Annotated in this window: 20 protein-coding genes, 1 pseudogene and 1 riboswitch; of the genes and pseudogenes, 5 read left to right on the top strand and 16 right to left on the bottom strand. The window is 70.9% G+C overall.

Annotation, left to right across the window (positions count from 1 at the left end; all coding sequences use genetic code 11):
- Positions 1-114: 114 nt before the first annotated feature.
- Positions 115-1,761 (bottom strand): amidohydrolase, encoded by a 1,647-nt coding sequence (locus OHA88_RS36570; RefSeq protein ID WP_328628647.1) that lies wholly within the window; start codon positions 1,759-1,761, stop codon positions 115-117.
- A gap of 69 nt (positions 1,762-1,830) precedes the next feature.
- The gene (locus tag OHA88_RS36565) at positions 1,831-2,271 is read right to left on the bottom strand and encodes an Lrp/AsnC family transcriptional regulator (RefSeq protein ID WP_328628646.1); all 441 of its coding nucleotides are present in this window, start codon (positions 2,269-2,271) and stop codon (positions 1,831-1,833) included.
- Positions 2,272-2,474: 203 nt separating this feature from the next.
- On the opposite strand from OHA88_RS36565, the gene OHA88_RS36560 reads away from it, so the two are divergent.
- Entirely contained in the window at positions 2,475-2,873 is a 399-nt protein-coding gene (locus OHA88_RS36560) for a hypothetical protein (protein WP_267006254.1), read from the top strand.
- A gap of 479 nt (positions 2,874-3,352) precedes the next feature.
- Here OHA88_RS36560 and OHA88_RS36555 read toward each other — a convergent pair whose 3' ends face one another.
- A complete protein-coding gene (locus tag OHA88_RS36555) occupies positions 3,353-4,525 on the bottom strand; it encodes an acyl-CoA dehydrogenase family protein (protein ID WP_328628645.1) in 1,173 nt (390 codons plus the stop codon).
- A gap of 385 nt (positions 4,526-4,910) precedes the next feature.
- Here OHA88_RS36555 and OHA88_RS36550 point away from each other — a divergent pair, with 385 nt between their 5' ends.
- Positions 4,911-6,176, top strand: a complete 1,266-nt coding sequence (locus tag OHA88_RS36550) for a glycoside hydrolase family 18 protein (protein WP_328628644.1) — start codon at positions 4,911-4,913, stop codon at positions 6,174-6,176.
- Positions 6,177-6,248: 72 nt separating this feature from the next.
- Here the strand turns inward: OHA88_RS36550 and OHA88_RS36545 are convergent, their stop codons facing one another.
- Together OHA88_RS36545 and OHA88_RS36540 are read right to left on the bottom strand one after the other, a co-directional pair.
- Positions 6,249-6,398 (bottom strand): SCO1431 family membrane protein, encoded by a 150-nt coding sequence (locus OHA88_RS36545; RefSeq protein ID WP_267006251.1) that lies wholly within the window; start codon positions 6,396-6,398, stop codon positions 6,249-6,251.
- Between the two features lie 116 nt (positions 6,399-6,514).
- Positions 6,515-7,885 carry a peptidase C39 family protein gene (locus tag OHA88_RS36540; RefSeq protein WP_328628643.1) on the bottom strand — a complete coding sequence of 457 codons (1,371 nt, stop codon included), beginning with the start codon at positions 7,883-7,885 and terminating at the stop codon, positions 6,515-6,517.
- Between the two features lie 175 nt (positions 7,886-8,060).
- On the opposite strand from OHA88_RS36540, the gene OHA88_RS36535 reads away from it, so the two are divergent.
- Both OHA88_RS36535 and OHA88_RS36530 read left to right on the top strand, forming a co-directional pair.
- Complete coding sequence (locus tag OHA88_RS36535) at positions 8,061-8,690, top strand: uridine kinase family protein (RefSeq protein ID WP_328628642.1); 630 nt, start codon at positions 8,061-8,063, stop codon at positions 8,688-8,690.
- Positions 8,691-9,048: 358 nt separating this feature from the next.
- Positions 9,049-10,971, top strand: a complete 1,923-nt coding sequence (locus tag OHA88_RS36530) for an AAA family ATPase (protein WP_328628641.1) — start codon at positions 9,049-9,051, stop codon at positions 10,969-10,971.
- A 118-nt stretch (positions 10,972-11,089) separates the two neighbouring features.
- Here OHA88_RS36530 and OHA88_RS36525 read toward each other — a convergent pair whose 3' ends face one another.
- The 10 genes from OHA88_RS36525 to ribD all read right to left on the bottom strand — a co-directional run bounded on the left by OHA88_RS36525 (position 11,090) and on the right by ribD (position 19,658).
- A complete protein-coding gene (locus OHA88_RS36525; RefSeq protein ID WP_328628640.1) occupies positions 11,090-12,202 on the bottom strand; it encodes a hemolysin family protein in 1,113 nt (370 codons plus the stop codon).
- The gene (locus OHA88_RS36520) at positions 12,199-13,569 is read right to left on the bottom strand and encodes a hemolysin family protein (RefSeq protein ID WP_267006246.1); all 1,371 of its coding nucleotides are present in this window, start codon (positions 13,567-13,569) and stop codon (positions 12,199-12,201) included. The genes OHA88_RS36525 and OHA88_RS36520 overlap by 4 nt, the downstream gene beginning before the upstream one ends.
- A 184-nt stretch (positions 13,570-13,753) precedes the next feature.
- Positions 13,754-14,218 (bottom strand): PH domain-containing protein, encoded by a 465-nt coding sequence (locus OHA88_RS36515; protein ID WP_328628639.1) that lies wholly within the window; start codon positions 14,216-14,218, stop codon positions 13,754-13,756.
- Between the two features lie 58 nt (positions 14,219-14,276).
- Positions 14,277-15,125, bottom strand: coding sequence for an ATP phosphoribosyltransferase (hisG, locus tag OHA88_RS36510; protein ID WP_328628638.1), 849 nt, complete (start codon positions 15,123-15,125; stop codon positions 14,277-14,279).
- A gap of 64 nt (positions 15,126-15,189) precedes the next feature.
- A complete protein-coding gene (locus OHA88_RS36505; RefSeq protein WP_018524273.1) occupies positions 15,190-15,462 on the bottom strand; it encodes a phosphoribosyl-ATP diphosphatase in 273 nt (90 codons plus the stop codon).
- A gap of 35 nt (positions 15,463-15,497) precedes the next feature.
- Entirely contained in the window at positions 15,498-15,983 is a 486-nt protein-coding gene (ribH, locus tag OHA88_RS36500) for a 6,7-dimethyl-8-ribityllumazine synthase (protein WP_030919009.1), read from the bottom strand.
- 29 nt (positions 15,984-16,012) lie between these two features.
- On the bottom strand, positions 16,013-17,311 hold the full coding sequence (locus OHA88_RS36495; RefSeq protein ID WP_328628637.1) for a bifunctional 3,4-dihydroxy-2-butanone-4-phosphate synthase/GTP cyclohydrolase II: 1,299 nt from the start codon (positions 17,309-17,311) through the stop codon (positions 16,013-16,015).
- On the bottom strand, positions 17,308-17,952 hold the full coding sequence (locus OHA88_RS36490; RefSeq protein WP_328628636.1) for a nicotinamide mononucleotide transporter family protein: 645 nt from the start codon (positions 17,950-17,952) through the stop codon (positions 17,308-17,310). The genes OHA88_RS36495 and OHA88_RS36490 overlap by 4 nt, the downstream gene beginning before the upstream one ends.
- Positions 17,949-18,557: a riboflavin synthase gene (locus tag OHA88_RS36485; protein ID WP_267006241.1), complete on the bottom strand. Its 609-nt coding sequence runs from the start codon at positions 18,555-18,557 to the stop codon at positions 17,949-17,951. Before OHA88_RS36485 ends, OHA88_RS36490 begins: the two co-directional genes overlap by 4 nt.
- Complete coding sequence (gene ribD, locus OHA88_RS36480; protein ID WP_328628635.1) at positions 18,558-19,658, bottom strand: bifunctional diaminohydroxyphosphoribosylaminopyrimidine deaminase/5-amino-6-(5-phosphoribosylamino)uracil reductase RibD; 1,101 nt, start codon at positions 19,656-19,658, stop codon at positions 18,558-18,560. It abuts the gene before it with no gap.
- 159 nt (positions 19,659-19,817) lie between these two features.
- A riboswitch (FMN riboswitch) is annotated at positions 19,818-19,948 on the bottom strand.
- Between the two features lie 174 nt (positions 19,949-20,122).
- On the opposite strand from ribD, the pseudogene OHA88_RS36475 reads away from it, so the two are divergent.
- Positions 20,123-20,862, top strand: a pseudogene (locus OHA88_RS36475) (SDR family oxidoreductase).
- Here the strand turns inward: OHA88_RS36475 and OHA88_RS36470 are convergent.
- Positions 20,831-22,036: an ROK family transcriptional regulator gene (locus tag OHA88_RS36470; protein WP_328628634.1), complete on the bottom strand. Its 1,206-nt coding sequence runs from the start codon at positions 22,034-22,036 to the stop codon at positions 20,831-20,833. The pseudogene OHA88_RS36475 and the gene OHA88_RS36470 overlap by 32 nt on opposite strands.
- Between the last annotated feature and the right edge of the window lie 100 nt (positions 22,037-22,136).

The following is a 22,136-nucleotide window of genomic DNA, read 5'->3' as shown; positions in this document are numbered from 1 at the left end:
GTCAATACCCGTCTGACCTGCAACGTTTACCGAACTCGCCTGGTCAGTACCGGAGATTCCCAGGTCGCGGGGAAGCGACGGCGCCTTCGATCGGCGGTACGAAATGTCCGGACGTCACCCGTTCGGCCTTACGTAGACAGTTTGTCCGAAGATCACGGTACGCAGACAGACCGGAAGTTCACCGCCAGGGGTGAGGTCCGGCAGTCCGGGCGTCCCGGACCGCGGGTCCGTCGACCAGCGGGCGACCCGGTCGTCCGGGGCCTGGACCACAAGCTCCTCGGTGCGCCAGACGGCGTAGTCGGCGGGTGCACCGGGCACCAGCGTGCCCGCGTCGTCGCGGCCGACGGCCCGCCAGCCACCCCTGGTGTGCGCGGTGAATCCCGCCCGCACGGAGATCCGGTGCTCGGGCGAGCGGTGGAACGCGGCGGCCCGTACGGTCCCCCACGGGTCCAGCGGGGTCACCGGGCTGTCCGAGCCGAAGGCGAGGGGCACGCCGGCCCGCAGGAGGCCCGCGTACGGGTTCAGGGTGCGGGCCCGTTCGGCGCCGAGCCGCTGCGCGTACATGCCGTCCTCGCCGCCCCAGGCCGCGTCGAAGGCGGGCTGGACGGAGGCGGTCAGACCCAGCTCCGCGAAGGCGGCGATGGTCTCGGGGGTGAGCATCTCGGCGTGCTCGACACGGTGCCGGGCGGCCCGGATGCGGGCCAGGCCGAGCGTTTCGGAGGCGGCCCGGACTCCGGCCACCACGGCGGAGACCGCGGCGTCGCCGATGGCGTGGAAGCCGGCCTGCAGACCGGCCTCGGTGCAGGCGGTGACATGGGCCGCGATCTGCGCCGCGTCCAGGTGGGCGTCACCGGTCCGTCCGGCCGGACCGTCGGCGTACGGCTCGTGCAGGCACGCAGTGTGCGAGCCGAGGGAGCCGTCGACGAAGAGATCCCCGGCGGCGCCGATCGCGCCGAGTTCGCGGATCCGGCGGGCGTCCTTCTCGTCGCCCACCTGCTCGGCCCAGTAGCCGAAGACCCGTGGACCCGGCCGCCCGGCGGCGAGTTTCAGCAGTCCGGTGAAGTCCTCCTCGTCGGAGATGTCGGGTCCGCCGCACTCATGGACGGTGCCGATGCCGAGCGAGGCGGCGTGGTCCAGGGCGGCGCGCTGGGCGTCGGCGCGCTGCTGCGGCGAGACGGCTTCGTGCGCGGCGGAACGCACCGCGTGGTGGGCGGCGCCGGTCAGCGGGGCGTCGGGGTGGTAGCCGGCCAGCGCGGTGACGCCGGGGACCAGATCGAGGAGGGCCGTGGTGACGACCGCGGAGTGCACATCGATCCGGGGCAGATAGACGGGCCGGCCGCCGGCCGCCGCGTCGAGTTCGCCGCGCGACGGGGGCCGCTGTTCCGGCCAGCGCGTGGCGTCCCAGCCGTGGCCGAGGACGACCCGGTCGGCGGGGTGCGCGGCCGTGTGCGTACGAACGAGGTCGAGGGCCTCGGCAAGGGTGCGGGCGCCGGAGAGATCCAGACCGGTGAGGGCCAGGCCGGTCGATGTGGTGTGGACGTGCGCGTCGGTGAACGCCGGAGTGACCAGCGCCCCTTCGAGGTCGATCACTTCGTCGACGCCGCTCGCGAAGGCGTCGGCGGCCCCTTCGGAGCCCACCCAGGCGACATGGCCGCGTTCGACGACCATGGCGGTGGCGAAGGGGTCGGCGGGGCTGTGGACGTCTCCACCGCGCAGCAGCACGGTGCGGTGTTCGCTCTGGGGGGCGGTGCTCTCGGTCATGACACCAGTCTCGCGCCTGCACGGAGCGGCGCGGTCCGCACCCCCCTCGGGTCCCGCGGCGGGCGTGTCTCAGATCTGCGGGGGCCGTGCCTCGTACGGGGTGGAGAGGACCACGGTGGTGCGGGTGGAGACTCCGGCGAGCGAACGGATCCGGGTGAGCAGGTGCTCCAGCTCCAGCGGCGTCGAGACCCGCACCTTGAGGATGTAGTTCTCGTCGCCGGCGACGCTGTGGCACGCCTCCAGTTCGGGCACGCCGGCGAGCCGCTCGGCGATGTCGTCCGGCGCGCTCGGGTCGAAGGGTTTCACCGAGATGAACGCGGTGAGGGGCAGCCCGACGGCCTCGGGGTCGACGACCGCGGCATAGCCCCGGATCACCCCGCGCTGCTCCAGCCTTCGGACACGCTGATGAACGGCCGAGGTGGACAGGCCGGTGGCCTTGCCCAGGTCGGTGTAGCTCATCCGCCCGTCCTTGACGAGCAACTCCACAATCTGACGGTCCAGCTCCTCCATGCGGTCAACCTATGGCCCCGGGTCCCTCCAGGCACAGCCGTAGGGGCTCCGAACAGGGCACCTGCACCGGGCATGTGACGAATGCCACAGGTTTACGGGTGGGTAGCCGGCGACCTCGTGGTTACGGCCGATGCGCGACGGGAAGTGCTTGCTGTGGTCGAGGCCGTGGCGCCTTGTCGGCCCACCTGAGGGGGAGATTCTCCATGCAGAGCCTGAAGCTCACCGGACGCACCGAACCGGAGCCTGTTGAACCCGTCGAGGACTCCGCTCCCGACGCGTACGACACTTTTGAGATGTACCGGGTGATCTGCCCGGACTGTGCGCAGCCGATCGCGCTGCTGGCCGACGAGGATGTGCTGCCGGAACACGCGCTGTGCCCGACCCCGTGGAACCCGTTCGTGCTCACGGTGTGCGCCGGAACCGGCCGCGGCGTCGCGCAGACGCGTCCCGCCGACGAGTCGCTCGAACTCCACGAGCAGGAGACGGCACTGCTGTTGACGCTCCCTCAGGGGCTCGACTGGCGGATGCAGCCCTTCTCGCACGCCGGTGGTGCCGGTTCGCGCCCGCTGCGGATCCCGCAGATGCGCCGTAACGCGGCCTGACACGGCCCGCCACCGGCCGACGCGGCCGTCCTTGCCGCCGGAGACCTCCGGCGGCACCTGACAGACACCTGCACTGCACCACGACGGCCGGACCGGCGTGGTGCGGGCAGCATCGAGCCACGCCCGCGAGACAGGGGAACCTGGCGAACGGGCGCTCGAATCCACCCGGCAGTGACCCGGCCCCGCCCCACGGCGTTGGCCTGACATGACGCTGCTGCATTCAACGGCCGGCCCCGGTCGCCGCCGTCTCGCCGCTCCGGCCTCCGAAGAATCGGTTCCGCGGCCCGGCTCCCAGTCGGCACCGAAGTCTGCGCCCGCGCCCTCTCCGCCGCGCACGGTGCCGCATTCGACCGATCCGCCCATCTACCGGGCCATGCTGAGCCATTGGGAGTCCACCGGGCGGACCCTGCCGGGCCGCCATGACCAGGAGTGGAACCGGATCATGACGACGCCGGTGTGGTCGGACCGGCCGCTGCGGCTCAGCGCGTCTCGGGACCTGCGAGGTGGCGCGCGATGACCATGCGCTGAATCTGGTTGGTGCCCTCGACGATCTGCAGCACCTTCGCCTCGCGCATCAGCCGCTCGACGGGGAAGTCGAGGGTGTAGCCGTAGCCGCCGAGGACCTGGACGGCGTCGACGGTGACCCGCATGGCCGCGTCGGTGCAGAACAGCTTGGCCATGGCGGCCTGACGGGAGAACGGCCTGCCTGCGTCACGCAGCCTGGCCGCCTCCAGGTAGAGCGCACGGCCCGCCTCGATCTGGGTGGCCATGTCGGCGAGCATGAACCGCAGTCCCTGGAAGTCCGCGATGGGACGGCCGAACTGCTGCCGGCCGGTGGCGTATCCGACGGCCTCGTTCAGGGCCGCCTGCGCAACACCGATGGCGCAGGCGGCGATACCGAGGCGCCCGGAGTCGAGCGCCGACAGGGCGATGGCGAAACCCTGCCCCTCCTCTCCGATCCGGCGCGCGTCGGACACCCGTACGCCGTCGAAATGCAGTTGGGCGGTGGGCGAGCCCTTCATGCCCATCTTCTTCTCAGGGAGGGCCGCGTTCAGCCCCTCGGCGTCGCCGGGGACCAGGAAGGCGGTGATGCCGCGGGCACCCTCGACGCCGCTACGCGCCAGGACCGTGTAGAAGTCGGCGATCCCGCCATGGGTGATCCATGCCTTGGTACCGGTGATGACCCAGTCGTCGCCGTCCCGTACGGCCTTCGTACGGAGTGAGGCGGCATCGGAGCCCGAGGCGGGCTCCGAGAGGCAGTAGGCGCCCAGCAGGCCGCCTCCCAGCATCGCCGGCAGATGTTCCGCCTGCTGCTCCTTGGTGCCGTACCCGGCGAGGGCGTGACAGGCGAGCGAGTGGACACTGACGCCGAGACCGACGGTGAGCCGGGCGGCCGCGAGTTCTTCGAGAACCTGGAGGTAGACCTCGTACGGCTGGTCTCCGCCGCCGTGGGCGGAGTCGTACGGCAGACCGAGGAGCCCGGACTCGGAGAGCAGGGTGAAGACTTCGCGCGGGAATCGGCCGGCGTCCTCCTCCTCCGCCGCCCGTGGCGCGATCTCCCGCTGGACGATGTCGCGGACCAGCGCGACGAGCTGCCTGGACTCCTCGGTGGGCAGACGACGCTCCACCAACTGCGGGGCACGGTCGGACATGACGGCGCTCTCCTCCCTGTCGGGCGTTGCGGCGGTCGCGCGCGCGGGGTGTGAGCGGCGCCGCCGGGGAATTCCGGGCCGGGGCCCGGACAAGCACTACTGCCCAGCCGATGCTGCCCTCCCGGATTACGAGAGTTGCTGGCCAGCGGCTGTGGCGGGTCGAGTATGCCCGATCGGACGGTATCCGTCACCGGGTGCCGGAGCGGGCGGCCGGGCGGCCCGTGCGGGGCCGGGTTGCCATCGCAATGGTCCGAACCATTGACCCAACTGGTCTAGTCCATCTACGGTTCCAACCCAGCCGGTCTTATCGCGTCCATGCCAATTCTGCGCGAGGTCGGCCGTACGTCCCCCCACTCGCAAGCCCCCTCCCCCACGAGGAGCCACGATGATCGGACTTCACCGTCCCCGCGCCCGGTTCCGGGCGCTCGCCGCTGCCGTCTGTACCGCCGCCCTCGGCGCCACCCTCCTCGGTGCCGCAGGCCCGGCGTCGGCCGGCGCGGCCACCGCCGCCGAGCGCGCCTCGACCACCGCGGCCGCCACCGCGGCGGCCGGCAGCAAGGTGGTCGGATACTTCACCGACTGGGGTGTCTACCAGCGCAATTACCACGTCAAGAACATCGAGACCTCGGGCTCGGCCGACAAGCTGACACACATCAATTACGCCTTCGGCAACGTCACCGGCGGCAAGTGCGCGGTCGGCGACAGCTACGCGGACTACGAGAAGGCGTACACCGCCGACCAGTCGGTCGACGGCGTCGCCGACACCTGGGACCAGCCGCTGCGCGGCAGCTTCAACCAACTGCGCAAGCTGAAGAAGCTGCACCCGAATCTGAAGGTCATCTGGTCGTTCGGCGGCTGGACCTGGTCCGGCGGCTTCGGTGAGGCGGCGAAGAACCCGGCCGCATTCGCCCAGTCCTGCTACGACCTGGTGGAGGACCCCCGCTGGGCCGATGTCTTCGACGGCATCGACATCGACTGGGAGTACCCCAACGCCTGCGGTCTGACCTGCGACACCAGCGGCCGTGACGCCTACGGCAACGTCCTGGCGGCGCTGCGCGCCAAGTTCGGCACGGGCAACCTGGTCACCTCGGCCATCACCGCCGACGGCTCGGACGGCGGCAAGCTCGACGCCGTCGACTACGGAGGCGCCGCGCAGTACGTCGACTGGTACAACCCGATGACGTACGACTTCTTCGGCGCCTGGGACGCGCAGGGCCCGACGGCTCCGCACTCCCCGCTGACCTCGTACACCGGTATTCCGAAGGAGGGCTACACCAGCGACGCCGCCGTCACCAAGCTCAAGGCCCTCGGCGTCCCCGCCTCGAAGCTGCTGCTCGGGATCGGTTTCTACGGCCGCGGCTGGACGGGTGTGACGCAGGACGCGCCGGGTGGTGCGGCGACCGGGCCGGCCACGGGTACGTACGAGGCGGGCATCGAGGACTACAAGGTTCTCAAGGCCGGCTGCCCGGCGACCGGCACCGTGGCCGGCACGGCCTACGCGCACTGCGGGACCAACTGGTGGAGCTACGACACCCCGGCCACCATCGCCACGAAGATGGACTACAAGAACCAGCAGGGCCTGGGGGGCACGTTCTTCTGGGAGTTGAGCGGTGACACCGCCAACGGCGAGCTGATCAAGGCGATCAACTAGCCGCAACCGTGCGATCCCGAGGGGCGGGGAGCCCGAGAGGCTTCCCGCCCCGTTCCGCGGACGGCCGGCTTCTCACATGAGGCCGGCCTGGGTGACGAACATGGCGATGAGGACGACGAGCGTCCAGCCCAGGACGTTCTCCAGCAGCTTGGACCGGTCCTCGGGACCTCCGGTCCGCGCGCGGCGGCGGGCAGTGACGGTGGTTGCGGTGGTCGCGGTCATGGCATCTCGCTCGGTCGTCCGGCAGTGAACGTCCCCCCGTGACCCGTCCAGAGTGCCAGCCGGTCAGGCCCCCGGGGTAGATGACATCGGTCACTGCCCCGGAGCGCCGGACCGCGTCAGCGGATGCCGACGGCCGCCAGAGCCCGCTGCTGGGCGGGCGTCGGGTGTGCCGGGAAGTAGAGGTAGCAGACGCCGCCTGTGCCGGAGACCACTTTGCCGCTCGCGTTGAAGCGCTTGGTGCGGAGCCAGATCGTCTCCCACTCGTGCCGCTTGTAGATCCGGCGGACGGCCTCGTCGCTCGGCGAGGCCGGGTCGTTGGCGATCACATCACCGTCCGCCGTGAACCCGATCACGGTCATGAGATGACCGGAGGTCCCGTACCCGGCGCCGGTCAGCTCCTCCTTGAGGAAGGACTGCGACGTTATGGCCGGGATACCGGCCCGGATCAGCGTCTCCAGGTCGGTCAGCGAACCCAGCCGCGTCACGACGGCGCTCATGTCGTCGTACGTGGCGGCATAGGCGGCGTTGAACGGCCAGTTGCCGCAGCCCTCGTACTGGTAGTCGTACGTGAAGCGGGCCGCATGGCAGACCTGCGGGTCGGCGAGGCCCGGCTTCACCCAGGCCAGGTCCTCGGCAGTGGGCCTGCGACCCCAGTACTCGATGATCATCTGCGAGGAGGTGGGGCTGCACCACGCCTCGCCGCCGTTGTCGTACTCGGGGTACTGGCCCGCGTGCACGCTCTGTGAATAGCGCGGCACCGGCAGCTCCCGCGCGAGGCCGGGGGCGCTGGGCTCCACGGTGAAGCGGTCGGGGATGTCCGAGGCCATCGCGCCGAGCCGCCACACGGTCGGGGTGAGGCTGCTGCCCGGGGTGCGGTACAGCGTGAGTCGCAGTTCGTACGAGACCAGCCGCAGCCCGCTCGCCGCGTCGTCCACCGAGAAGGTGTCGGTCCAGATGGAGCTCCTGCCGTCGGTCTGGTCGTCGACGGAGGTGCGGCGGATGTCGCCGTCACCCGCCGCCCAGCGGCCCATCACGTACCAGGGAGTGTCGGTGCCGTCCGAGTAGCGGCCGCTCAGCTCGATCTGGATCCAGGTGCCTGCCGGGGTGTCCGCGTTCCAGGACGCGATGACCTCGGTCGCCGGGACCGCGGACCGGTGCCTGGGCGAGGTCCAGGTCGCGTACTCCCAGGTGGCGGTGTTCCCGGTGTGCGGGTCGGTGTAGTCGGTACGCCCCCGGGGCTTGTCGATCACCAGACCCGGCCTGCGTCCCGCGACGGCGCGGGTCCCGGCTCCGCAGCCGCTGCGCCAGTCGGTGTACGTACTCCAGGAGTGGTTGTCCACGAGGGAAGCGGCTGCCGCAGCCGCGTCGGGCGGGGCAGCGGCCGGGATCGCGGCGGCTGCGGAGCCGGCGGACGACGCCGTACCGGCGGCGGCCGCCACCGCGAGCGCGGCGGTCAGCACAGTTCTGCGTGAGGTCGGTCGGTTCATGGGCGAAACCCCCGGTCGTAAGCGGAATGGGGCTGCGGGTGCACGACAGTGCGCCAACTATTGCGGGTCGCAGCCGGATTGGGCCAGCGAATCGCAGTGTGCCGCCGAACCAATATTGGTCTGGTCCACTGGCGTGACCTGCGGTTGCTCCCCACCGGCTCGTAGGCTGGGCCACATGAACGACCTCTCGCGCCACGCCTCCCGGCTGAGCACCCTGGCGCCGTCCTGCGGACCGGTCCGGCTGATCGGCGTCGACGGCCATGCAGGATCGGGCAAGAGCACCCTCGCGTCCCTCCTCTCGGCCGCGCTCGGTGACGCGCCCGTACTGCGGCTGGACGATCTGGCCACGCACGAGGAGCTGTTCGCCTGGGTGGACCGGCTGCGCGAGCAGGTGATCGGGCCGCTGTCGCGCGGCGAGAGCGCGCGCTATGCGCCGTACGACTGGACCGCTCGGCACTTCGGCCCGCCACGCACTCTGGAACCCGCGCCGGTGGTGCTGATCGAAGGGGTGGGGGCGGGTCGCCGTGCGCTGCGCCCGTATCTCGCACGACTGTGGTGGATGGAGCTCGGCCCCGCAGCGTCGTGGGAGCGGGGCCGGCGCCGGGACGGGCCCGCGCTTTCGGCGTTCTGGGACGGGTGGACCGCGGCCGAGCAAGAACATTTCGCCGTCGATCCCTCGCGTCCCTACGCGGATGCTCTGGTACGCCAGTTGCCTGTGGGGTACGAGTGGCTGGAGGGACCCCGCGCGACAGCAGGAGCGAACCATTCCGTCACCCACCGTGATCCTCCCGCGGCGACGTACTGAGCAGTCGGAAATCGGCCCGGAAGTGCCCCAACTGTGCTTGACCCGGGGGCGGTACAGGTCTTACGTTCTCAATGTGCGGCTTTTCGGAGCCCCCACAGACACGAAGCCCCCGGTTGTTCCCCCGTGATCGGGGGCTTCGTTCTGTCCCCGCACCCCTTTTCGCGCTGCTGTGCACAACCTTCCACTTACCCTCGGTCACGGTCTCCGTTCTGCCTGCGGCGCTCTTAGTCGCCCACTCCCTGCGCAGGTACGATGCCTTTCGGTGCGGTCAATTCCCGTCCGTGGCACAGTGGTTCAGCGCGCCTCGACGGGCGGTCGTGCGGCGGGACATCCTGGGGTACGGCTTGTGGGGGACCTGATGGACATCGGCACGCAGGGCGCACAGGCCCCGGCCGACCTCGCCTGGCTGCGCGGCGTGGACGCCTACACGATGGGCGCATACCCGCAGGCCGAGGAGGAGTTCAGAACAGCGGTACGTCTGGATCCCGGCATGGCGGACGCCTGGCTCGGCCTCCATGCCCTGCGCATCGACACAACGACCGCGCTGCTGCGGATGTACCGGCATCGCGACCGGTTCGGCGAGCAGCGCACCCGCCATCGGCGCACGCTCAACTCCTGGTACTGGCTGGGCTGGTGGGTGCAACCGGTGCTGGAGAGCCCACGCGACCTGCTGCTCGCGCACGCGTCGCACTGGCTGGACGGGCGTCATGTCGCCGAGCTGGACCGGGCGTTGGCCGGACTGCCGCCGGTGGACACGGACCCGCAGGTGCGGTTCCTGCATGCCTGCCGGTCCTATCTGGTCAAGGACTGGGAACAGCTCGTACGCAACACCGAGCAGCTGGTCGACGATCCGCTGCTCGGCATCGAGGCAGGGCTGTTCGGCGGGATGGCGCGGGTGCGGCTGGAAATGTACGGGCAGGCCGAGCCGCTGCTCTCCACCGCACTGATGCGCTGCCGCAGCGAACAGCCTCAGCGCAAGGAGCTGCGCTACTGGCTGGCCCGCGCGCACGAGGGCACCGGCCGCAGCGCGGCCGCACTGCCGCTCTACCGGGCGGTGCACCGGATCGACCCGGCGTTCATGGACACCTCGGCGCGGCTCGCCGCCATCGCGGACTATGACGGGCTCGAAGGCACCGACGAGGCGTCAGGTCTCGCCTCCGTTTCGCTGACCGGGATCGGCATGGACGGTGCGGTCGCGGAGGCGCAGCAGGACGGCGACTCGCTGCTCGGCACCGATCTGGTGGACGGCCGGGAGCTGCGGCCCGGCGGCGAACCGCAGAACCTGCCGGGTGTCGGCGGACTGCCTCCCGCCGACGGGGTGGCGGCACGGGAGAAGACTGCGGTGCCCGGTCAGTCGTCGCCGCAGCCGTTCCCGGCGGGGCCCAGCGATCCGGTGCTGCTCGCCGAGGCGCTGGCGGAACTGGAGCGGATGGTCGGCCTCGAACCCGTCAAGCGCCAGGTCAAGGCGTTGTCCGCGCAGCTGAACATGGCGCGGCTGCGGGCCGGCGAGGGGCTTTTGGTCCAGCCTCCCAAGCGTCACTTCATCTTCTCGGGGCCGTCCGGGACCGGGAAGACCACGGTGGCCCGGATCCTGGGCCGGGTCTTCTACGCACTGGGGCTGCTCGGCGGCGACCACCTCGTCGAGGCCCAGCGTTCCGATCTGGTCGGCGAGTTCCTCGGCCAGACCGCGGTCAAGGCCAATGAGCTGATCGACTCGGCGCTCGGCGGAGTGCTGTTCGTCGACGAGGCGTACAGCCTCTCCAACTCCGGCTACAGCAAGGGTGACGCGTACGGGGACGAGGCTCTGCAGGTGCTCCTCAAGCGGGCCGAGGACAACCGGGACCATCTCGTCGTCATCCTCGCGGGCTACCCCGAGGGCATGGACCGGCTGCTGGCGACCAACCCCGGGCTCTCGTCCCGCTTCACCACCCGGGTGGACTTCCCCAGCTACCGGCCGCTGGAACTCACCTCGATCGGCGAGGTGCTGGCCGCCGACAACGACGACGTGTGGGACGAGGAGTCCCTGGAGGAGCTGCGCTCGATCAGCGGCCATGTCGTCGACCAGGGCTGGATCGACGAGCTGGGCAACGGGCGGTTTCTGCGCACGCTGTACGAGAAGAGCTGCGCGTACCGGGATCTGCGGCTGTCCGGGTACGCGGCGGTACCCACGCGCGACGATCTGGCGACCCTGCGGCTGCCGGATCTGATGCAGGCGTACGGCGAGGTCCTGTCCGGCCGGGGGCCGGTGGACCGGGGGCCGCAGGAACCTCCTGGGCTGTGACGGTGCGGTGGGGCAGGTTGTAAGCACCGCACCGAACCCGCCCGGCCACCGGTGTGACCTCGAACGCCGGACGGGCTCGGATGTTACTCCCGTCCGGCGATGAGGCCGGGCCCGGTTGTCAGGTTCGTGCCGCCAGTGGGTGGAGTTCGTCGACGCCGGGGCCCGCCGGTGCGGCCTCCACCGTCCGGCGGGGCACCGAGACGCGGTGCGCCGGGTCGCGCACCTCGCCCACCAGCATTTCCAGGACGTCCTCCATCGCGACGAGCCCCAGCACCCGGCCCGACGCGTCGGCCACCTGGGCAAGGTGGGTGGCCGCGCGCCGCATCACCGTCAGCGCGTCGTCCAGGGGGAGTTCCGCCCGGAGCGTCGCCATCGGACGCCAGACGTGTTGCGGAACGGCCCGTTCCCCGTCCTCCAGATCGAGGACGTCCTTGACATGCAGGTAGCCCATGAACGGGCCGCCGCCCTCCGCACAGACCGGGAAGCGCGAGTAGCCGGTCCGTACGGTCAGTTCCTCGATCCGGTGCGGGGTGACCGAGGGATCCACGGTCACCAGGGAGGCCCGGTCGAGCAGTACATCGGTGACCGGCCTGCTGCCCAGCTCCAGCGCGTCCTCCAGCCGCTCCTGCGCCTCCGGTTCGAGCAGTCCGGCCTGTCCGGAGTCCTCGACGAGCCGGTTGAGCTGCTCGCTGGTGAAGACGGCCTCGACCTCGTCCTTGGGTTCGACGCGGAACAGCCGGAGCACCAGCCGGGCGCAGGCGCCCAGTGCCGAGGTGACCGGGCGGCAGAGCCGGGCGAAGCCGACCAGGCCGGGGCTGAGCCACATCGAGGTCTTCTCCGGCGCCGCCATGGCCAGGTTCTTCGGGACCATCTCGCCGATGACGAGGTGGAGGAAGACCACGAAGACGAGCGCCAGGACGTAGCCGAGCGGGTGGACGAGGCCCTCGGGCAGGTGCGCCGCGTGGAAGACCGGCTCCAGCAGGTGGGCGACGGTGGGTTCGGCGACGGCTCCGAGGGTCAGTGAGCAGAGGGTGATGCCGAACTGCGCGGCGGCCATCATCTGCGGCAGGTTCTCCAGGCCGTACAGCACCTGACGGGCTCTGCTCGATCCGGCCGCCGCGAGGGGTTCGATCTGGCTGCGGCGTACCGAGACGAGTGCGAACTCGGCACCCACGAAGAAACCGTTCGCCAGCACGAGGAGCCCGGCGAAGAGCAACTGGACGACGCTCATCGTGCGGCCTCCAGGACACCGCGTTCCGCCGACGGTGCGTCGACAGTTTCCGGCACATCGGCGATGCGTACGAAGCGGACCTGTTCGGCGCGGTAGTGACCGACCTGACGGACGGAGATCCGCCAGCCCGGCAGTTCGGCCCGGTCGCCGGGGGCGGGGATCCGTCCGAGGAGATCGGCAACCAGTCCGGCCACCGTCTCGTACGGTCCTTCCGGCACGTCAAGGCCTATCCGGCGCAGGGTGAGGACCCGGCAGCTGCCTTCGGCGTCCCAGGCGGGACGGCCGTCCTCCGGGGCGGCGACGGCCAGTTCGGGCCGGTCGGCGCCTTCCGCGTCGTGCTCGTCCCTGACCTCGCCGACCAGTTCCTCGATGATGTCCTCGAGCGTGACGACACCGGCGGTGCCGCCGTACTCGTCGACCACGACGGCGATGGGCTGCTCCTTGCGCAGGCGCTGGAGCAGCTGTTCGACGGGGAGCGTCTCGGGGACGAGGAGGGGCGGTACGGCGATCCGCCCTGCCGTGGTGCGCAACCGCTCCTGGGCGGGTACGGCGAGCGCGTCCTTGAGGTGGATCATGCCGACGACCTCGTCGATCCGGTCCCGGTAGACCGGGAAACGGGAGAGGCCGGTGGCGCGGGTGAGGTTGAGGACGTCCGCCGCGGTCGCGGTCGACTGCAGGGCGCTGACCCTGACGCGCGGGGTCATGACGTGCTGTGCGGTGAGTCCGGCGAGCGACAGGGTCCGTACGAAGAGATCCGCGGTGTCCTGTTCGAGGGTGCCGGCCTCGGCGGAGTGCCGGGCCAGGGAGACCAGTTCACCGGGGGTGCGGGCGGAGGCCAGCTCGTCGGTGGGTTCGACGCCGAGCAGCCGCACCAGCCGGTTGGCGACGGTGTTCAGCAGGGTGATCACCGGCCGCAGCGCACTGGCGAAGCGGTGCTGGGGGCCGGCGACGAACCGGGCGACCTGGAGCGGCCGGGAGACTGCCCAGTTCTTCGGTACGAGCTCGCCGATCACCATCTGGACGGCGGAGGCGACCAGCATCCCGATCACCACACTGACGCCGGGTACGGCCCCGTCAGGGAGTCCGGTCGCGGTGAGCGGTCCGGCCAGCAGCTGGGCGAGGGCCGGCTCGGCCAGCATGCCGACGACCAGTGAGGTGATGGTGATGCCGAGCTGGGTGCCGGAGAGCTGGAAGGAGAGCTCGCGCAGGGCGTCGACGACGGTACGGGCCCGCCGGTCGCCCGCGGCGGCGGCGCGCTCGGCGTCCGGCCGGTCCACCGTGACAAGCCCGAACTCGGCTGCCACGAAGAATCCGTTGGCGAGGATGAGAAGGAATGCCGCACTGAGAAGCAGCAAGGGGGTGGTCATGCCGCCGCCTCCTGGGATGGGGCGGCGCAGGTACTACCGGACGATCCGTCCATTGCTGGAGGGAGTCACTCCTTGGGTCGAAGGAAAGCCCCGCCGGCCTCAGGGGCCCTCTGTGCGGGGCGGGGCGCACATAGCACCACCGCCCTCCAGAGTAATCAAGAAGTGGCCGAACGGGGCAGGGGGCTCAGCCGTTGTCCGTACCCGTGCCGTGATTCTCGGCGAGGGCGCGGAGCGTACCGGCGTCGCGAACGGCCTGTTCCTTGGCGATTCCGGGCTGGATGCCGAGGGCGGGCATGCTGGTCCCGTCGCTGAGATCGAGGAAGACCCACGGGTCGCCGGCGCGCAGGTTGACGCGGAGGATCTCCGCCCAGGACAGCCGTCGGGTGCGGGTGAGATTGACCACGGTCACCCCGTGGTCGTCGGCGACGACCTTGGGGCGGCTGAGCAGCGCCAGGACGGCGAAGAAGAGCAGCGCGGTGAAGATGAAGCTGACCCGCTCCCCCGGGCTCAGCTGCTCCAGGCTCATCGCGATGACGGTGATGACGACGAACATCGCCGCTCCCACGGTCAGCAGGACCACCCGGCTACGGGTCGGCCGGAAGGTGACCGGGAGAGTGGGGAGTTCGGGCCGGGGCGCGGGGGCGGACATGGTTTTCTTCTGTCTTCCGGTGGGTCTGGCTGCCGGTGGGTCGCTGGCTGTCCGGCCGTCAGAGGCGGCAGGCGTGGATGGCCGTCGTGAGAATGGCGCGGGCGCCGAGCTCGTACAGGTCGTCCATGATCCGCTGGGCCTCCTTGGCGGCGACCATGGAGCGGACGGCGACCCAGCCCTCGTGGTGCAGCGGGGAGATGGTCGGCGACTCCAGGCCCGGGGTGAGGGCGACCGCGCGCTCCAGGTGCTCCACGCGGCAGTCGTAGTCCATCATCACGTAGCTGCGGGCGACCAGGACGCCCTGCAGGCGGCGGAGGAACTGCTGCACCTTGGGGTCGTCCTGGGGAGCACCCGTACGGCGGATGACGACGGCCTCCGACTTCATGATCGGCTCGCCGATCACTTCGAGTCCGGCGTTGCGCAGGCTGGTGCCGGTCTCCACCACATCGGCGATGACCTGGGCGACCCCGAGCTCGATGGCGGTCTCGACCGCGCCGTCGAGGTGGACGACGGAGGCGGTGACGCCCACGTCGGCGAGGTGCTTGGCGACGATGCCCTCGTAGGAGGTGGCGATGGTCATGCCGTCGAAGTCCTGCGGGCCGTGGGCCGTGCCGGGCTTGGTGGCGTAACGGAAGGTGGAGCGTGCGAAGCCGAGCTGGAGGATCTCCTCGGAATCGGCCCCGGAGTCCAGCAGCAGGTCGCGGCCGGTGATGCCGATGTCGAGGCGGCCGGAGCTGACGTAGATCGCGATGTCGCGCGGCCGCAGGTAGAAGAACTCGACCTCGTTATCGGGGTCGACGAGGACGAGTTCCTTCGACTCCTTGCGCTGCTGGTAGCCGGCCTCATGGAGCATCGCCATCGCAGGCCCGGAGAGTGAACCCTTGTTGGGGACGGCGATGCGCAGCATGAGGTCAGGTTTCCTTTGCGAGGAGGGAGTCTTGTGCGGATGTGAAGGTGTGCGGCGGTCGTGCTCAGAGGTGCGCGTAGACGTCGTCGAGGGAGATTCCGCGGGCGACCATCATCACCTGGACGTGGTACAGCAGCTGCGAGATCTCCTCGGCGGCGGCGTCCTTGCTCTCGTGCTCGGCGGCCATCCAGACTTCGGCGGCCTCCTCGACGACCTTCTTGCCGATGGCATGGACGCCCTTGTCCACCAGCTCGGCGGTGCGGGAGGTCGAGGGGTCGCCGTTGGCGGCCTTGAGCTGCAGCTCGGCGAAGAGCTCTTCGAAGGTTTTGTTCGCCATGATGGTTCTTAGAGTACGGGGTGCCGCCCCCTCGCTCAGCGCCAGGGCTCGCTGACGGTGCGCAGCGTGGCAGCGGTGGCGACGGCCGCGGTGACCGCTTCGTGCCCCTTGTCCTCGTTGGACCCTTCGAGGCCGGCCCGGTCGAGCGCCTGCTCCTCGGTGTCACAGGTCAGTACGCCGAAGCCGACCGGGACCCCGGTGTCGACGGCGACCTGGGTGAGGCCGTTGGTGACGCCGTGGGACACGTACTCGAAGTGGGGCGTGCCGCCGCGGATGATTACGCCGAGGGCGACGATCGCGTCGTAGCCGCGGCCGGCCAGCACCTTGGCGACGACCGGGAGCTCGAAGCTGCCGGGGACCCGGAGCAGCGTCGGCTCGTCGATGCCGAGGTCGTGCAGGGCACGCAGTGCGCCGTCGACGAGGCCGTCCATGACCTTCTCGTGCCACTGGGCGGCGATCACCGCCACTCGCAGGTCACCGCAGTTGCGTACGGACAGTTCGGGTGCGCCCTTGCCGCTCATGTTTCTCCTACCGCTCGTTTCCGTGGTCGTTATTGGTTGCCGCAGGTCGACACCGGGGCGGCGTCGAGCCAGGGCAGGTCGTGTCCCATGCGGTCCCGCTTGGTGCGCAGGTACCGCAGGTTGTGCTCGCCGGCCTGGACGGGCATCGGCTCGCGGCCGGTGATCGCGAGGCCGTGCCGCAGGAGCGCGGCGGTCTTGTCGGGGTTGTTGGTCATCAGCCGGACGCCGTGGACGCCGAGGTCCTTGAGGATCTGGGCGCCTGCCCCGTAGTCCCGGGCATCGGCGGGCAGGCCCAGCTCCAGGTTGGCGTCGAGGGTGTCGACACCGTGCTCCTGGAGTTCGTACGCCCGCAGCTTGGAGAGCAGGCCGATGCCGCGGCCCTCGTGGCCGCGCAGATAGACGACGACACCGCGGCCCTCGTCGGTGATGCGCGCCATGGAAGCGTGCAGCTGGGGGCCGCAGTCGCAGCGCTGGGACTGGAAGATGTCACCGGTCAGGCACTCGGAGTGGACCCGGACGAGAATGTCGTCGCCGTCACCGAGGTCGCCGTGGACGAGCGCGACATGCTCGACACCGTCGACCGTGGAGCGGTAGCCGTACGCGGTGAACTCGCCGAACGACGTCGGCAGCCGGACCTCCGCCTCGCGGCGGACGGTCGGCTCGGAGGAGCGGCGGTAGGCGATCAGGTCCTCGATCGAGATGATCGTGAGGCCGTGCTTGCGGGCGAACGGCACCAGCTCGGGCAGACGCAGCATCACCCCGTCCTCGCCGGCGATCTCGACGATCGCACCGGCGGGCCGCAGCCCGGCGAGCCGGGCCAGGTCGACGGCGGCCTCGGTGTGGCCGTTACGGACGAGCACACCGCCGGACCGGGCGCGGAGCGGGAAGATGTGACCGGGGCGCACGAAGTCGGCGGGGCCCGCCTGACCGCCCGCCAGCATCCGGAGCGTGGTGGCCCGGTCGGCGGCGGAGATGCCGGTGGTCACGCCGTGCGCCGCGGAGGCGTCGACCGAGACGGTGAACGCCGTGCGCATCGACTCGGTGTTGTGGGTGACCATCTGCGGCAGTTCGAGCCGCTCCAGTTCGTCGTTCTCCATCGGCGCGCAGATCAGGCCGCGGCATTCGCTCATCATGAAGGCGACGATCTCGGGCGTGGCCATCTCGGCCGCGATGACGAGGTCGCCCTCGTTCTCCCGGTCCTCGTCGTCGACGACGACGACGGGGCGTCCGGCCGCGATGTCGCGGATCGCCTGCTCGACGGGGTCGAGGGAGAGGTCCTCGACGACGCTGTCGTGTTCCGGGTGCAACCAGGTGGGCTGGGCAGTCATGCCGTGGCTCCTTCCAGAGCAGGTGTCCGCGTACGCAGCCACCAGTCGCGCATGCCCCACAGGACGAGGGCGCCGTAAATGACGTAGACGAAGCCGGAGAAGGCGAAGCCGTTGGCGAAGTTCAGCGGCACACCGACCAGGTCGACCAGCAGCCAGGCGAACCAGAACTCGACCATGCCGCGCGCCTGGGCGTACATCGCGACGATCGTGCCGACGAAGATGTAGGCGTCGGGCCACGGGTCCCACGACAGCGTCGGGAACGCGGTGAACAGCCCGCCGACGGCGAGGGTGCCGAGGGCGGCGCCGCCGACCAGGACGGCCCGCTCGCGCCAGCTGGCGAACCGTACGGCGATGGAGCCGTCCTGGGCCTGCTGCTTGCCGCGGTTCCACGACCACCAGCCCCACGCGGCCACGACGATCACCACCAGCTGCTTGCCCGCACTGCCCGAGAGGTGGGCGGAGGCGAAGGCGGCCAGCAGGATCAGGCCGGAGACCAGCTGGGCGGGCCAGGTCCATATCGAGCGGCGCCAGCCGAGCGCGAGGGCGACCAGCCCGACCGTGTTGCCGATCATGTCGGACCACTTGATGTGCTGGCCGAACAGGGCGAAGGCCTCCGAGTTGAGCCAGCCGACGGCGCTCACTTCGTGTCCTCCCGGTCCCGGTCGCCGAGCAGCCGCTCGACGTACTTCGCGATGACGTCCACCTCGAGGTTGACCGGGTCGCCGGGCTCCTTGATGCCGAGCGTGGTCAGGGCGAGGGTGGTGGGGATGAGACTGATGGTGAAGTAGTCGGGTCCCGCGTCGACGACGGTCAGGCTCACGCCGTCGACGGTGATCGAGCCCTTCTCCACCACGTACCGGGTCAGCTCCGCCGGGAGGGAGATCTTCACGATCTCCCAGTTCTCGGAGATCTTGCGCTCGACGATGCGGCCCGTGCCGTCGACATGGCCCTGGACGATGTGCCCGCCGAGCCTGCCGCCGACCGCCATGGGGCGCTCCAGGTTGACCCGGGAGCCGGTCTCCAGTGCGCCGAGGCTGGACCGGTTCAGGGTCTCGGCCATCACATCGGCGGTGAACTCGCCGTCGCCGAGGTCGACGACGGTGAGGCAGACACCGTTGACGGCGATGGAGTCGCCGTGCTTGGCGCCTTCGGTGACTACGGGACCGCGCAGGCGGAATCGGGAGGCGTCGCCGAGCTTCTCGACGGCGGTGACCTCACCCAGTTCTTCGACAATTCCGGTGAACACTCAGTTTCCCTTCCGGGCAGGGGCGGGGACGGCGGTGATGCGCAGATCGGGGCCGATGCGTACGGTCTCGGTCACGTCGAGGCGCAACGCCTGGGCGATGGTGGAGATTCCGGCGTCGGCGAGGGCCGCGGGGCCGGCGCCGAGGAGCACGGGGGCGAGATAGCCGACGACCTTGTCGACCGTTCCCGCCGCGACGAAGGCCCCGGCCAGGGTCGGGCCGCCTTCGAGAAGTACGGAGCGCACGCCGCGCGAGTGCAGGGCGGCGAGCAGGGCGTGGAGGTCCAGGCCGGGGCCGGTGGCGGCACGCGGCAGCCGCAGCACGGTCCCCTCGGGGAGATGGCCGGTGTCGGCGTCCTCGGCGACCGCGACCAGGGTGGGTGCCGTGTCGTCGAGGACGCGGGCGCCGGGGCGCACCGCCGTGGCGCCGGTGTCGACGACCACGCGCAGCGGCTGCGCGGCGCCCTCGACGCCTCGGACACCGAGCTGGGGGTCGTCGGTACGGGCGGTGCCGGAGCCGACCACGACGGCGTCGGCCTCGGCACGCAGCCGGTGGACGTCGGCGCGCGACTCGGGAGAGGTGATCCAGCGGCTGGTGGCGTCGGCGGCGGCGATCCGGCCGTCGAGCGTCGCGGCGTACTTCCACAGGACGTACGGACGGCCGAGCCGCACCGAGGTCAGCCACGCGGCGTTGCCCGCCTCGGCCTCGTCGGCGAGAAGCCCCTGTTCGGCCTTGATCCCGGCTGCGCGGAGGGTGTCCGCACCTCCGGTGGCCTGAGGGGTCGGGTCGGCCACCGCGTACACGACACGGCTGACACCGGCCTCGATCAGCGCCTGGGCGCAGGGGCCGGTGCGACCGGTGTGGTTACAGGGCTCGAGAGTGACGTACGCGGTGCCGCCCCGGGCCTTCTCACCTGCTGCACGCAGGGCGTGGATCTCGGCGTGCGGCCCCCCGGCACGCTGGTGGAAGCCTTCACCGGCCGGACGTCCCTCGGCGTCGAGAATCACGCATCCGACGACCGGGTTGGGGCTGGTGGAGCCGAGTCCGCGGGCGGCGAGCGTGATCGCTCGGCCCATGGCGGTGCTGTCGGCTGCGGTGTCCACCGGGTCCTCCTGCCTCTTCGGGCACGGACTCCGGGGCCTGTCGATGACGACAGATGAAGCGGAACGCGACAGGGAACGCCGAAACCGAACACACGGACGCGAGCCTTCCGGAAACCCGGAAAACGCATCCGCCGACGACGACGTACCTGTGACGGCCCGCCGCGCACTGCCTCCCATCCGGACTTTAACCGTCGGTCCAGGAATCTCACCTGGTCAACCGGCCGCTGGATGCGGACGGGTCGCGGACTATAACCGCCGGTTCGGAATTGCACCGACCCCGGAGTGCGCTGCTGCTGTTACAGGATCAGTGTGCCACGCCTGCTCATGGGCCATACGGATGAGAGGTGTGGAGTGGCTCACAGCCGGGCCCCTGGCGGGCTCACGGACGGACGCACGGACAGGCGCACGAGCGGGTTCGGGGGCCGCCCGTTCGCCGTCTCCGACAGGCTGGATCCACTGCGACGATTCCGGTGACCGGCGGAACCGGAACCCTCGGACGAGAGGTGACGGACCGGCTGCGCACCGACGGGCACGAAGTCCGGGTGCTGAGCCGACGATCACAGCCGTGTGCCGTCGATCTGCGCGACGGTACGGGCCTGGGCGCGGCGGTCGACGGCGCGGACACGATCGTGCACTGCGCCGCGCAGCCGCGCGGTGGCGACGACACGGCGGCCGGACATCTCATCGAGGCCGCGAAACAGGCCGGTGTCCCCCATCCGGTCCATGTCTCGATCGTCGGCGTGGACCGGGTGCCGCTCGGCTACAACCGGGTCAAGCGGCAGGTCGAGCAGATGGTCGAGGATTCGGGGCTCGGCTGGACGATCCTGCGGTCCACCCAGTTCCACGACCTGGTCCTGCGCGTCCTCGCCGCAGCGGCCCGGCTGCCCGTGATGCCGTTGCCGGCCGGGGTGCGGCCGCAGTCCATCGATACCGGTGAAGTCGCGGACCGGCCGGCCGAGTTGGCGGTGGCCGGTTCGGCGGGGCGGGTGCCGGAGATGGGCGGACCCGAGGTCCGGGAGCTGCCGGGCCGGCCCGGGCCTATCTCCGGGCGGCCGGGAAACGGCGGCCGCTGGTGCCCGTACCGCTGGCCGGAAAGGCGTATGCCGGCTACCGGCGGGGCGGGCATCCGACTCCCCGGCGGGCCGTCGGGAAGGCCACGTTCGAGGAGTTCCTCACGGAGCGCTGCCGACGCCGCCAGGGGTGAACAGCTCGTCCTGAGCCGCATCGCGGGCGGCGAGCAGCGCACCGCGGAGCACCGCGGAGCCGCCCAGCAGGCCCGCTCTGACCTCCGTCCGCAGCGGGGACATCATGGCCAGCCGCTCCTCGACCCGGGACGCCAGCGCTTCGCCGCCCGCGTGACCGACCTCGCCGGCGAGGACCACACAGCCGGGGTCGATGACCGAGGCGACGGCGGCGGCGCCCACCGCGAGGCGGTCGGCGAGGGCCGAGAGGAACGCCTCGCTCTCCCCTTCTCCGGCCAGGGCGGCCCGTACGGCGAACGCGGCAGCCGGCTCCTGCTCCCCGGAACCCATCCGCGTACGCAGGTCGATGCCGTGCCCCAGGGCCAGTTCGTACACCGGCGCCGCACCCACCAGGGAGTGGAACCCGCCGTCGCAGTTGACCGCGGAGGGGATCCGCACCGTGCCCGGCACGGGCAGGAAGCCGATCTCACCCGCACCGCCGGAGGCTCCGCGGCGCAGCTTGCCGTCCAGCATGACGGCGGCGCCGATGCCGTGGCCGAGCCAGAGCAGGACGAAGGTGTCGCGGTCCTGGGCCGCGCCAAGACGGTGTTCGGCTACGGCGGCCAGATTGGTCTCGTTCTCGACGAGCACGGTCGCGGGCAGCCGCTGCTGGAGCACCCGGACGAGGCGACGGTGCCAGGCGGGCAGGCCGGTGGTGTCGCGGAGCTCTCCGGTGACCGGGTCGATCAGGCCGGGGGCGCCGATGCCGACGCTGTGCAGCGGTGCGGCGCCCGCCTCGCGCGCGGTGTCCTCCAGCAGTGCGGCGGCCTGTTCCGCGGCGGTCTCGGTGCCGGTGTCGCTGCCGATCGGCAGGGTGGCCTCGGCGAGCGTGACGCCGAGGAGATCGGCGACGACGACGGCGACGCTGTCGGTGCGCACGTCGAGGGCGGCGAGGTGGGCACGGTCCGCGACGATCCCGTACAGCCGGGCGTTGGGGCCGCGCCGCTCGGCGCCGCTCTCGCCGACGACCTGGATCAGACCGGCCCCCTGCAACCGCTCCACCAGATCGGCCACGGTGGGGCGGGAGAGTCCGGTCAGGGTCTTGAGCTGGGTGGCCGTCAGCGGGCCGTCCTCCTGGAGCAGCCGAAGGGCGAGCCGGTCGTTGATGACCCGGGCGGTGCTCGGTGATGCGGGCATGCCGGGATCCTTCCAGATCACTGCCGCACGGGGAGGGGCCATGACGGCCTATTTATCAGGCAGGGTTCCTGATAGTTTACTCCCCACACCGTGAGGACAG

Source organism: Streptomyces sp. NBC_00353 (assembly GCF_036108815.1).
Lineage (GTDB): Bacteria > Actinomycetota > Actinomycetes > Streptomycetales > Streptomycetaceae > Streptomyces.
This window is presented reverse-complemented; position numbering and strand designations above follow the sequence as displayed.

Coding starts and splice junctions, on each gene's coding strand:
- OHA88_RS36570 (WP_328628647.1), bottom strand. CDS start 1,761: ATGACCGAGAGCACCGCCCCCCAGAGCGAACACCGCACCGTGCTGCTG.
- OHA88_RS36565 (WP_328628646.1), bottom strand. CDS start 2,271: ATGGAGGAGCTGGACCGTCAGATTGTGGAGTTGCTCGTCAAGGACGGG.
- OHA88_RS36560 (WP_267006254.1), top strand. CDS start 2,475: ATGCAGAGCCTGAAGCTCACCGGACGCACCGAACCGGAGCCTGTTGAA.
- OHA88_RS36555 (WP_328628645.1), bottom strand. CDS start 4,525: ATGTCCGACCGTGCCCCGCAGTTGGTGGAGCGTCGTCTGCCCACCGAG.
- OHA88_RS36550 (WP_328628644.1), top strand. CDS start 4,911: ATGATCGGACTTCACCGTCCCCGCGCCCGGTTCCGGGCGCTCGCCGCT.
- OHA88_RS36545 (WP_267006251.1), bottom strand. CDS start 6,398: ATGACCGCGACCACCGCAACCACCGTCACTGCCCGCCGCCGCGCGCGG.
- OHA88_RS36540 (WP_328628643.1), bottom strand. CDS start 7,885: ATGAACCGACCGACCTCACGCAGAACTGTGCTGACCGCCGCGCTCGCG.
- OHA88_RS36535 (WP_328628642.1), top strand. CDS start 8,061: ATGAACGACCTCTCGCGCCACGCCTCCCGGCTGAGCACCCTGGCGCCG.
- OHA88_RS36530 (WP_328628641.1), top strand. CDS start 9,049: ATGGACATCGGCACGCAGGGCGCACAGGCCCCGGCCGACCTCGCCTGG.
- OHA88_RS36525 (WP_328628640.1), bottom strand. CDS start 12,202: ATGAGCGTCGTCCAGTTGCTCTTCGCCGGGCTCCTCGTGCTGGCGAAC.
- OHA88_RS36520 (WP_267006246.1), bottom strand. CDS start 13,569: ATGACCACCCCCTTGCTGCTTCTCAGTGCGGCATTCCTTCTCATCCTC.
- OHA88_RS36515 (WP_328628639.1), bottom strand. CDS start 14,218: ATGTCCGCCCCCGCGCCCCGGCCCGAACTCCCCACTCTCCCGGTCACC.
- hisG (WP_328628638.1), bottom strand. CDS start 15,125: ATGCTGCGCATCGCCGTCCCCAACAAGGGTTCACTCTCCGGGCCTGCG.
- OHA88_RS36505 (WP_018524273.1), bottom strand. CDS start 15,462: ATGGCGAACAAAACCTTCGAAGAGCTCTTCGCCGAGCTGCAGCTCAAG.
- ribH (WP_030919009.1), bottom strand. CDS start 15,983: ATGAGCGGCAAGGGCGCACCCGAACTGTCCGTACGCAACTGCGGTGAC.
- OHA88_RS36495 (WP_328628637.1), bottom strand. CDS start 17,311: ATGACTGCCCAGCCCACCTGGTTGCACCCGGAACACGACAGCGTCGTC.
- OHA88_RS36470 (WP_328628634.1), bottom strand. CDS start 22,036: ATGCCCGCATCACCGAGCACCGCCCGGGTCATCAACGACCGGCTCGCC.